Origin of the sequence: Staphylococcus sp. HMSC36A10, from assembly GCF_001838845.1 — a bacterium.
In the GTDB taxonomy this organism is placed as follows: Bacteria; Bacillota; Bacilli; order Staphylococcales; family Staphylococcaceae; genus Staphylococcus; species Staphylococcus aureus.
The window spans coordinates 52,906-65,028 of sequence record NZ_KV839069.1; the positions used below are offsets into that span (position 1 = coordinate 52,906).

General features: G+C 33.4%; 9 protein-coding genes. 5 read left to right on the top strand and 4 right to left on the bottom strand.

Annotated features, from left to right (window positions below):
* Nucleotides 1–43 precede the first annotated feature (43 nt).
* Nucleotides 44–388 carry a complement inhibitor SCIN family protein gene (locus HMPREF3247_RS01155; protein WP_000211593.1) on the top strand — a complete coding sequence of 115 codons (345 nt, stop codon included), beginning with the start codon at nt 44–46 and terminating at the stop codon, nt 386–388.
* A 164-nt stretch (nt 389–552) separates the two neighbouring features.
* Here HMPREF3247_RS01155 and HMPREF3247_RS01160 read toward each other — a convergent pair whose 3' ends face one another.
* The 3 genes from HMPREF3247_RS01160 to pflB form a co-directional block, all read right to left on the bottom strand.
* Nucleotides 553–2,316 carry a glycerophosphoryl diester phosphodiesterase membrane domain-containing protein gene (locus tag HMPREF3247_RS01160; protein WP_001566883.1) on the bottom strand — a complete coding sequence of 588 codons (1,764 nt, stop codon included), beginning with the start codon at nt 2,314–2,316 and terminating at the stop codon, nt 553–555.
* Between the two features lie 335 nt (nt 2,317–2,651).
* Entirely contained in the window at nt 2,652–3,407 is a 756-nt protein-coding gene (pflA, locus tag HMPREF3247_RS01170) for a pyruvate formate-lyase-activating protein (protein ID WP_000911657.1), read from the bottom strand.
* A gap of 22 nt (nt 3,408–3,429) precedes the next feature.
* Nucleotides 3,430–5,679 carry a formate C-acetyltransferase gene (pflB, locus tag HMPREF3247_RS01175; protein WP_000894659.1) on the bottom strand — a complete coding sequence of 750 codons (2,250 nt, stop codon included), beginning with the start codon at nt 5,677–5,679 and terminating at the stop codon, nt 3,430–3,432.
* 587 nt (nt 5,680–6,266) lie between these two features.
* On the opposite strand from pflB, the gene HMPREF3247_RS01180 reads away from it, so the two are divergent.
* The 3 genes from HMPREF3247_RS01180 to HMPREF3247_RS01190 are packed head-to-tail and all read left to right on the top strand — an operon-like array spanning nt 6,267 to nt 9,539.
* Nucleotides 6,267–7,235, top strand: a complete 969-nt coding sequence (locus HMPREF3247_RS01180) for an ABC transporter substrate-binding protein (RefSeq protein ID WP_000837110.1) — start codon at nt 6,267–6,269, stop codon at nt 7,233–7,235.
* Entirely contained in the window at nt 7,232–8,788 is a 1,557-nt protein-coding gene (locus tag HMPREF3247_RS01185; RefSeq protein ID WP_000127984.1) for a sensor histidine kinase, read from the top strand. The genes HMPREF3247_RS01180 and HMPREF3247_RS01185 overlap by 4 nt, the downstream gene beginning before the upstream one ends.
* Nucleotides 8,781–9,539: a response regulator transcription factor gene (locus HMPREF3247_RS01190; protein ID WP_000477521.1), complete on the top strand. Its 759-nt coding sequence runs from the start codon at nt 8,781–8,783 to the stop codon at nt 9,537–9,539. The genes HMPREF3247_RS01185 and HMPREF3247_RS01190 overlap by 8 nt, the downstream gene beginning before the upstream one ends.
* A gap of 358 nt (nt 9,540–9,897) precedes the next feature.
* Here HMPREF3247_RS01190 and uhpT read toward each other — a convergent pair whose 3' ends face one another.
* Nucleotides 9,898–11,277, bottom strand: coding sequence for a hexose-6-phosphate:phosphate antiporter (uhpT, locus tag HMPREF3247_RS01195; RefSeq protein ID WP_001008722.1), 1,380 nt, complete (start codon nt 11,275–11,277; stop codon nt 9,898–9,900).
* 232 nt (nt 11,278–11,509) lie between these two features.
* Here uhpT and HMPREF3247_RS01200 point away from each other — a divergent pair, with 232 nt between their 5' ends.
* Complete coding sequence (locus HMPREF3247_RS01200; protein ID WP_000603755.1) at nt 11,510–12,004, top strand: isoprenylcysteine carboxyl methyltransferase family protein; 495 nt, start codon at nt 11,510–11,512, stop codon at nt 12,002–12,004.
* Nucleotides 12,005–12,123: the final 119 nt, after the last annotated feature.

Genomic DNA, 12,123 nt, shown 5'->3' on the forward strand with positions numbered 1-12,123 from the left:
GTATAATTTTTTTGATTAATGTACATCAAAGGAGTAACAAAGCATGACAACACAAATGAAAATCAAAACATATTTAGTTGCTGGTATTAAAGCGGCGCTCCTTGATACGACTGGTATTAAATTAGCAAGCAAATCTGAAACTACATCACATACGTATCAACATCAAGCGCTTGTAGATCAATTACATGAATTAATAGCAAACACTGACTTTAATAAATTATCGTACCTAAATTTAGATGCGTATCAAAAACGCGACATTTTAGCTGCGCACTATATTGCTAAATCAGCTATACGCACTAAAAATTTGGATCAAATGACTAAAGCGAAACATAGATTAGAAAGTATTTACGTTTCAATTTCTAACCCTTTGCATTCACAAAACAATTAATAATTCACTAATAAATCATGTAAGTGTTTGTGACGCCAAATTGCCTTATAAATCCTTGTCATATGATTATAAACGAATGAAACGATTGCCTATCCCCATAGATGGCAACGTTAAAAAGACCTCTGAAAGTATCATCTTGATAACTTTAGAGGTCTTTGTTTATATTATTCAAACAAAATTCTTATAGAACGATCGAAGTATGTTTCGTCTTTCTTTTCTTCTTTAATCTGATCAGCTAATGCTGGGTCATCTGTGATAATACCATCAACATTGGTTTGTAAGTATTTCGTTAAATCTTCTTCGCCGTTAATAGTCCAAGTATAGACTTCTTTATTTTCCAAGTGCGCTTGATTAACAAGTCTTGGCGAATAAGAAAAATCTTCGATGACAAAGAAATCTAATGATGTTTCTTTAAAATGACCAAACTGCAACGGAATGATATAACCACACTTGAGATATGGCGCTTCTTTTTTCAACTTAGTCATCACATCATAATCCAATGACATCACACGATATTGATGTTCAACACCATGCTTTTTCAAAATATCAATAACACGTTGTGCATAATCTGCTGGTTCTTTACCATGTGGCTTTAACTCTACTAGTAGTTTCACATTTGATTGTTTAGCCGTTTCAATAAATTCGTCTAAGGATACAAGTTTTGCTTCATGTCCATTTTGACGCATTTTCAAACCGACGACATCTTTGAAATTAGATTCAGAAATGTTTTTATTAACACCTGTTAAACGTTTCAAATTGTTATCATGACTAACAACAAATTGTTTATCTTTCGTCATAATTGTATCTAACTCAACGTATTCGACATTCGCTTTTGCAGCAGCTTTCAATGACGGAATAGAATTTTCAACGCCTTTATCTTCGAAACCACGATGGCCAATAATAGAAATATTTGTATTGATAGTATTATTGTAAAGTAAGTACATGTTATAACCGATAAAACATGTCACTGCAAGCACCATTGAAATTATAAAGAACCTAGACTTCCGTTTCGGTTTTGGGTATTTAAATTCTAAGCCCGGTTGGTCTAATACATTCTCTTGTTTTAAGTGCAGTACTAACACACTGATTAATGATAATTTCGTAAATAAATAATAGAAGAACAATGAGCTTTTCAATACAACAAATAAAATTGATGAGACTAAAAACTTATCTCCTTCTTCATCTACACAAATAGCAAGATATGTTGCTCCTGAAATAATTAATGTTAAAATCGCACCAATGATGAGTTCCAATATAACTATTTCTATAACAAGTCGAAACTTATTTCGCTTCGTAATTTGCCAACTTAGTCTCATATTTTTAAATAACGACTGGCGGTTTAAAATCGTTAACGGTAAAGTAAATATTAATTTAAAGTTTAATATAAATACAGCAATCATAAAGGTACCGTAAATGATTATACCTTTCGTCGTTTTCATAAGTTCTTCCGTTAAAAATTTAGGTATGTAAATATTTTTTGTTAATACTGAACTTAGTCCTAGGTTGGCAATGGGTATCATTAACATTAAATAAATGACAAAGAAAATAACTGGTACACCTATGAGTTTACGCACATTTACAAAGGCATTTTTAAAAATGGATTTAAATGTAATAATCTGTCGATCAAAGCCGGCATAAATCATATAAACTAACAATGAAAACTCTACATAAATCAGAAAAGCAACACTTAATATGAATATAATAAGAAGTATCACACTGGCAGGATGACTTACGATTTCCGTCCAATTGTTAATCGTAAGTTGGCTTTGCCCAGCTACTTTTAACATCATATTAAATAGTAAAATTAAGTATGTACTACTAATAAAAATCATGATTAACTGCAATAGTAAGGCATTAATGCTAAAACGCCCTTTATTTTGATACAGTAATTTAAATACTGCCCATATATCTTTACTAATTCTCTTCATAATCACGCTCCGCATTGCTTTAATATTAAGTTTCATCTTAATATTTTTCATTACTCAGGGTCAATAAAAATTTGAAAAGACTCATATTCATATGCAAGTAGCAAATAATAACCCATTCAACATCAGCTAAATGATGATATTGGAACCCCATCTTTAACAAGACATCACATTCTTTATCAGCATAGCTACTTACAAAAACGTCTTCCTTCAACCATTGTAGAAGTTGTCTCATATACTTACTACGTCTTGCTAATACTCAATACTCAATTGAAAAAGAAGCATATGCCCCTTCACTCTTGAAGTTGCATATGCTTTCTTTTCGGTCTGAATTGTATTTATAATTCAACGGGAATTTTCCCTTTGAAGTTAACATAACGGTAGGCTGCTTTAACAGCTTCATCATCGGGCGCTTCGACATCTTCTAATTCATATGCAATGCCCAATGTTTTCCACTTATGAACACCTAACTGATGATATGGCAGAATTTCAAACTTTTCGACGTTATCAAGAGAATTAATAAATTCCCCTAGTTTAATTAAATCGTCTTTATCATCAGAATAACCAGGCACAAGGACATGTCGAATCCATACAGGTTGTTTCATATCTGACAGTTTGCGCGCGAAGTTAAGGATGTGTGTATTAGGCTTTCCTGTCAATCTAATATGTTTGTCATTATCAATATGTTTTATATCTAATAATATCAAGTCTGTATGTTTTTGTAATTCTTCAAAATGCCTTTGAAATGCTTTTGTATCATTAGCACATCCAGCCGATGTGTCTAAGCAAGTGTGCACACCATTTTCTTTTAATTCTGCAAATAATTTTTCTAAGAATGGCATTTGTAACAATGGTTCGCCACCACTGACTGTTACACCGCCACCCGATGCATCAAAGTATGGTTTGTATGGTAATATTTCATTCACCATTTCATCAACTGTGACTTCTCTTGATGGCTCACTAATTTTCCAAGTATCTGGATTGTGGCAATACAAGCATCTAAGTAAGCATCCTTGTGTAAATAATATATATCTTAATCCCGGTCCATCGACAGTACCTAAACTTTCGACAGAATGTAAGTGTCCCTTAAGCATAGTGCTCCCACCTTAAATTTTGTTACATACTTTCATGGAATGTACGAGAAATTACATCTAATTGTTGTTCACGTGTTAATTTAATGAAGTTAACAGCGTAACCAGATACACGGATTGTTAACTGTGGATATTCTTCTGGATGTTCCATTGCATCTATTAATGTTTCACGGTTAAATACGTTAATATTTAAGTGGTGACCACATTGCATTGCGTAACCATCTAACATACTAGTTAAGTTACGGTTTTGATCTTCTGGTTCTTTACCTAATGATTTTGGTACGATACTGAATGTATTTGAAATACCATCTTTACAGCAATCGTAAGGGATCTTAGCTACAGAACTTAATGAAGATAATGCACCTTTTTGGTCACGGCCATGCATTGGGTTTGCACCTGGAGCAAATGGTTCGCCAGCTTTACGTCCGTCTGGTGTGTTACCAGTTTTCTTACCGTATACAACGTTTGAAGTAATTGTTAATACACTCATTGTATGTTCTGAATCACGATATGTTTTATGACTACGTAATTTAGTCATGAAGCGTTCTACTAAATCAACTGCAATATCATCTACACGGTCGTCATTGTTACCGTATTTAGGGAAGTCGCCTTCGATTTCAAAGTCTACTACAAGACCTTCTTCGTTACGAATTGGTTTAACTTGTGCATATTTAATTGCAGATAATGAGTCAGCTGCTACTGATAAACCAGCGATACCTGTTGCCATTGTACGTACAATTTCTGTATCATGTAATGCCATTTCAATACGTTCATAGCTGTATTTATCGTGCATGTAGTGAATAACATTTAATGAGTTAATGTAAACACCTGCTAGCCAATCCATCATTTGATCAAATTTCTTGAATACTTCGTCATATTCTAATACTTCGCTGTTAATACCTTCGAAGTTTGGACCAACTTGTGCACCAGATTTTTCATCTTTACCGCCATTGATAGCGTAAAGTAATGTTTTAGCTAAGTTCGCACGTGCACCGAAGAATTGCATTTGTTTACCAATTGTCATCGCTGATACACAACATGCGATACCATAGTCATCGCCATAGCTTTCACGCATAATGTCATCATTTTCATATTGGATAGAACTTGTTTTAATGCTCATTTTTGCACAGTATGTTTTGAAGTTGTCAGGTAAACGTACTGACCATAATACTGTTAAGTTTGGTTCTGGTGCTGGACCTAAGTTATCTAATGAGTGTAAGAAACGGAATGAGTTTTTCGTAACAAGTGGACGTCCGTCAATACCTACACCACCGATAGATTCAGTTACCCAAGTTGGGTCTCCAGAGAATAATTCATTGTAATCAGGTGTACGAGCAAATTTAACAATACGTAATTTCATGATGAAGTGGTCAATAATTTCTTGAACTTCGCTTTCAGTAATAACGCCTGCTTTAAGGTCACGTTCAGCATAGATATCTAAGAATGTTGATGTACGACCTAAACTCATTGCTGCACCGTTTTGTTCTTTAATTGCAGCAAGGTATGCTAAGTATAACCATTGAACTGCTTCTTTGAAGTTTTCTGCTGGACGGCTTATATCGAAACCATATTTTTGTCCAAGTTCTTTTAATTCTTTTAATGCACGATATTGTTCTGATAATTCTTCACGTAAACGAATTACATCTTCTGACATTTCTGTAGACATCGTGTTGAAGTCGTGCATTTTTTCTTCCATTAAGAAATCTACACCATATAAAGCTACACGACGATAGTCACCGATAATACGTCCACGTCCGTATGCATCAGGTAAACCAGTGATTACACCTGCTTTACGGCAGTTCAACATTTCTCTAGAATATGCATCGAATACACCTTGGTTATGTGTTTTACGATAATCTGTAAAGATTTTTTCAGTTTCTTCGTCTAATTCGTAACCGTAAGCTTCACAAGCTGCTTTCGCCATACGAATACCACCGAATGGTTGCATTGAACGTTTGAATGGCTTTTCAGTTTGTACACCTACAATTGTTTCTAAATCTTTGTCTAAATAACCAGCATCATGAGATGTGATTGTTGAAGCTACTTTCGTGTCCATATCCCACATGCCGCCACGTTCACGTTCTTCTTTCGATAACTGCATTACTTGTTCCCAAAGTTTAGAAGTTGCTTCTGTTGGTCCTGCTAAAAATGAATCATTACCTTCATAAAGAGTGTAGTTTAATTGGATAAACTCTCTTACATCTACGTGTCTGTTCCATCTTCCATTTTTAAATCCTTGCCAAGCTGTTGCATGATTTTTATTTGTTTCTAACATACTAAACGCCTCCATCTGTATAATGTTGTGAATTTGAAATGCTATGTTAACGTTTTCATAGTCATTGTAGCATGTTTGTTGTGATTTTTTTCACATAAATTATGTACAATTTTCATCAAATGTATGTCAAAACATAGAAACTGTACTAATTTGTGTAACAGTAATATGCTAATTGCATTCTGTTACACAACAGTTATAATGTTCACTATTTTCATTGCTTTAAAAGTTAATTTAGGAGTATATATTTGTTTATAAAAAATGATTGTTGATAAGCGTTAAATCAACACTTAGAAAGATTTACTTTTATATATGAAGAGACTGGATTAAATACTTTTATTGACGTAAAAATTCACTTTTGAACCGTTCAATATCTTGCCGATTTTTATATAACAGCTACAAATAAAATATAACAGTTTGATTTTACAGCCTCGGTAAATCGTCTTGACAAACAAAAATTTTGTGCTATCACAACATTTGCAACGTCTTAACAAGTCATCTATAAACATTTCTAAATATTTAACATTACTTATGCGTCATTTATTGCTAAAATTATTGTATTAAAATATACATAGAATTGATGGGATATCATGAAATCAAAAATTTATATCTTGCTATTATTTCTCATTTTTTTATCAGCATGCGCTAATACGCGTCACTCTGAATCCGATAAAAATGTATTAACAGTTTATTCTCCGTATCAATCAAACTTGATTCGTCCAATTTTAAATGAATTTGAAAAACAAGAGCATGTCAAAATTGAAATTAAACACGGATCTACTCAAGTACTGCTTTCAAACTTGCATAACGAATATTTTTCGGAGCGTGGTGATGTCTTTATGGGTGGTGTGTTGTCAGAAACAATTGATCATCCAGAAGATTTTGTTCCCTATCAAGATACATCTGTAACACAGCAATTAGAGGATTATCGCTCGAACAATAAATATGTTACTAGTTTTCTATTAATGCCAACAGTTATAGTAGTGAATTCAGATTTACAAGGAGATATTAAGATTCGAGGTTATCAAGATTTATTACAACCTATACTTAAAGGTAAAATTGCGTACTCAAATCCAAATACAACAACGACAGGCTATCAACATATGCGTGCTATTTATAGCATGCATCATCGAGTAAGTGATGTGCATCAATTCCAAAACCATGCGATGCAACTGTCAAAGACGTCTAAAGTCATTGAAGATGTTGCAAAAGGTAAATATTACGCAGGTCTAAGCTACGAACAAGATGCACGCACATGGAAAAACAAAGGTTATCCTGTATCAATCGTTTATCCAATTGAAGGAACAATGTTAAATGTTGATGGTATTGCTTTAGTTAAAAATGCACACCCTCATCCTAAGCGTAAAAAGTTAGTGCAATATTTAACAAGCCGCTCAGTACAACAACGATTAGTTGCAGAGTTCGATGCCAAGTCAATTCGAAAGGATGTTAGTGAACAAAGCGATCAGTCTATCGAAAATCTTAAGAACATACCTTTAATACCGAAATCTAAATTACCGGACATTCCACATCATAAATTTTTGGAGATGATTCAATGACGGCATACAAACCTTATAGACATCAATTGAGACGATCGTTATTTGCGTCTACTATTTTTCCAGTATTTTTAGTCATTATTATTGGACTAGTAAGCTTCTATGCCATCTATATTTGGATTGAGCATCGTACGATTCATCAACATGTTGATGAAAGTCAGTCATCTTTACATCATACTGAAAAGCAGATTCAGACATTTATTACACAGCATAATAATTCGTTTCAAGAGCTCGATTTAACAAATCATCATGATGTTACCGCTACAAAACGTGAATTATTAAAATTAATACACCAACAGCCCGCAACACTTTATTATGAATTATCTGGACCAAATCAGTTTATAACCAATAATTATGAACATTTAAACACTAAAAATATGTATTTATTTTCAACGCATCAGCTTAAATTCAAAAATAGTACATATATGCTTAAAATTTATATGGCTAACACCCCACGTTTAAGTGAAATTAAGAAAGATAGCCGACAATTCGCACTTATCGTTGATCAATATGACAATATTTTATACGCCAATGATGACCGTTTTACTATAGGTGAAAAGTATAGACCACAACAATTTGGATTTATGAATGAATCTGTAAAATTAAACCATGCTGACCATCGTCTCATTATTTATAAAGATATACATGAAAATATTGAAGATGGTATCACGTTATTAATTGTTATGGCCGTAGTTCTTGTTTTACTAGTAATATTTGGTTTCATTAGCGCAGATAATATGGCTAAACGACAAACAAAAGATATCGAAACGATTATTCAAAAAATTTACTATGCCAAAAATCGTCATCTAGGTACATATACGCCTTTAAAAAACAACAGTGAACTAGAAGAAATTAATAATTATATTTACGATTTATTTGAATCAAATGAGCAACTGATCCATTCTATCGAGCATACAGAACGTCGCTTGCGTGATATTCAGTTAAAGGAAATAGAACGCCAATTCCAGCCTCATTTCCTATTCAATACGATGCAAACAATACAATATTTAATTACGTTATCTCCGAAATTAGCACAAACTGTGGTCCAACAATTATCGCAAATGTTACGTTACTCATTACGTACAAACTCACATACAGTGGAATTAAACGAAGAGTTGAACTACATTGAACAGTATGTTGCAATACAAAACATCCGTTTTGATGACATGATTAAGCTCCATATTGAAAGTTCTGAAGAAGCGCGTCACCAGACAATTGGTAAAATGATGCTTCAGCCACTCATAGAAAATGCTATTAAACATGGTAGAGATACTGAGTCATTGGACATTACTATACGCCTGACATTGGCACGTCAGAATTTACATGTTTTAGTTTGCGACAATGGTATCGGGATGTCGTCATCTCGCCTGCAATATGTACGCCAATCTCTTAATAATGATGTATTTGATACTAAGCATTTGGGATTAAATCATTTACACAATAAAGCAATGATTCAATATGGTTCACATGCACGACTTCATATTTTTTCAAAGCGTAATCAAGGTACGTTAATTTGTTATAAAATACCACTTTCAAGGGGGAATGTAGATGTTTAAGGTAGTTATTTGTGATGATGAACGAATTATTCGAGAAGGTTTAAAGCAAATCATTCCTTGGGGAGACTATCATTTCAATACAATATACACTGCTAAAGATGGTGTTGAAGCATTATCACTAATTCAACAACATCAGCCAGAATTAGTAATTACTGATATTCGTATGCCACGTAAAAATGGCGTCGATTTACTCAATGATATTGCGCATCTAGATTGTAATGTCATCATATTATCGAGTTACGATGACTTTGAATATATGAAAGCCGGCATTCAACATCATGTTCTTGATTATTTATTAAAACCAGTAGACCATGCACAATTAGAAGTTATTTTAGGAAGACTTGTCCGTACCTTATTAGAGCAACAATCACAGAACGGCCGTAGCTTAGCATCTTGTCATGATGCCTTCCAACCACTATTAAAAGTAGAATACGATGATTATTATGTAAATCAGATTGTTGATCAAATTAAGCAATCTTATCAAACGAAAGTGACTGTTTCAGATTTAATTCAACATATCGATGTTAGTGAATCGTATGCGATGCGAACATTTAAAGATCATGTTGGTATTACAATTGTCGATTATTTAAATCGCTATCGTATTTTACAATCTCTGCAATTGTTAGATCGACATTACAAACACTATGAAATTGCAGACAAAGTAGGCTTTTCAGAGTATAAAATGTTTAGCTATCATTTTAAAAAATATTTACAAATGTCGCCAAGTGATTATTGTAAGCAAGCTAAATAGATTAGCACATAACTAATGATTATGGCGCCTACATTTTGTTCTATGAAAAAGCGGACTGATAGAGAAGTTTTCACTTTTCTTTCAGTCCGCTTTTTAGAGAGTTTAAATATAAAACAATACTCCCTACAATATTGACACCGCTATATGTCTTTATTGTAAGGAGTAAATTCATTGAGTCACCCTAAGTCGGGCAAATAAGGATACTTCATAACAGGGAATTATGATCTGCCCCGAGACATAGAGATGATATATTTGCAAGGGTAGAAGCAGTATCTTTCATCTCTTCACGCACATGCCGTCGGGGCAGGATTGCCAACTATATTGCAATAGATTGGCGATACTTTTAATCCGATTTATATTAAATTTTTAAACTTCTAATTTTCTTTTCTTCATAGAAAGCAACGATTCCTAATAGAATCATGCCTAGGAATAATGCAACATAGAAGACGATGAAAACATCTGTCCATCCACTTAATGTATATCCAAAGATGTTTAAACCGTTACGTGTTGGATCAGCAATAGCCGCCAAACCAACTTTCGCCATTGAGTCACCGAATAGATACGCGAATGAACCTGTCATTCCGTTTGCTACACTGATGGCATTTTTAGGAACAAAACCAGTCAATGATACACCAATTAATAATTGCGGACCAAAGATTAACGCACCTAATGCAAACAATGAAATGTTAACCATCATGACACTTGTAGCATTTGTGTAGAATAAGACAACAAATGTAATCATAAACATACAGCCAATAGCTACAATTGCACGACGACCTTTTAATAAGTCTGATACGTAGCCCCATAATAAACTTGCAACTAATGCACCAATTTCAAAGTAGAATATCGTATTAACTGCATCGCCTTTACTAAAGTGTAAATGCTCTGACACATATAACGGTGCCCAGTTATCAATACCGATTCGTACAATGTATACAAAGACGTTTGAAACACATAGAATCCATATAACAGGATTTCCCAGGATATATTTTTTAAAGATCTCCCATTTCGTCATACCTTGAGAATCAATATTTTCTTTATCGACCGGCTCTTCCCAAATTTCTTCAGCACGATTCCATCCTAATTCTTCTGGATCATCTTTTCCGATAAATAATGTTGCGATACCAATAAGTAATGCAATCACCGATGGGAAAATGAACATCCCTATAACATTTCCATGGAAGAATACATTAGCACCCCAAAGTGCAACACCACCTGCAATGGCACCACCGATATTATGTGATGTATTCCAAAATCCTAAGTATCGGCCACGTTTCGTTCTTGGCGCCCATCTTGAAATCGTTGAATAACTTGCAGGTCCACCAACTGATTGGAACACCCCGTTAAGTCCCCAAAGTACAATTAATAATCCCATTACAGAACCAAAGTAACTTAAAACAAATCCCATAATTAAAACTGTAATCGCAGATAAGATAAGTAAGAACGAGATAATACGTTTTGTGTTACGTCCATCGACAAAATATCCAAGTAATGTTTTCCCTAAACCGTACGTGATACTAAATGCTAATCCGATATAACCAAGTTCTAATGTAGATAATCCAATTTCCTCTTTTAAAAACGGTTGGGCCGCCTTAAAGTTGTTTCGAATTAAATACATAGCCATATAAACAAAGAACACTACAAAGAAAGCTTGCATGAAGTTTCTAAGCCATAATTTACGTTGTACCGATAATGGAATGCCTTTGTTCGGAATCTTATGGATATCAAAAAAGTTCATCTCTGTCACCTCAATCATTTTCGTTAAGCCAAATATATCACGTCGGTGTAAGCGCTTAATATCCTTAAAATTATTAAATTATCCAAAATACTGAACATAAACACATACTTAGAAACATATTTATGTACTAAAATTAATAAATAGTTAATAGTATTTGACAAGTTTTATCTATAAAATACTTTATGTTGTCAAAATCAACGCTTATACATATGACATAATGACGGAGGACATCATGATTCTATCTATATTACTTATCTTTTTCTGTATCAGACTTGTCAGCTTAAAGATATCTATTAATCACTCAAAACAATTAAAAGCAGACGGTGCAGTTGAATATGGCGTTAAAAATTCGAAGTTTTTAGCAATAACACACGTTTTAATTTATGTATTGGCTGGTGTAGAGGCATTTATTAATAAAGATACATTTAGCTTTGCAAATGGTATTGGCTTAGTTATATTAATCTTTGCTTATATCATGTTATTTATGGTTATTAAAACTTTAGGTGGTATTTGGACATTAAAATTATTCATTTTACCTAACCATCCTATTATTAAATCTGGATTATATAAAATTACAAAACACCCAAATTACTTCTTAAACATCATTCCTGAATTAATCGGTGTATTATTATTAACACACGCAACATATACAACTATTTTATTAGTACCGTATGCGTATTTCTTATATGTACGTATTAAACAAGAAGAGAAATTAATGAATATTTAAAAAGATGAAAGCCTGTCATCACATTAGTCGACATCGACGTCCATCTTTAAAGTGCGTTCTGAAATATTATATTCAGAAGCCTTTAAAGTATGTCGTGTCTATGACCATTGTGACAACAG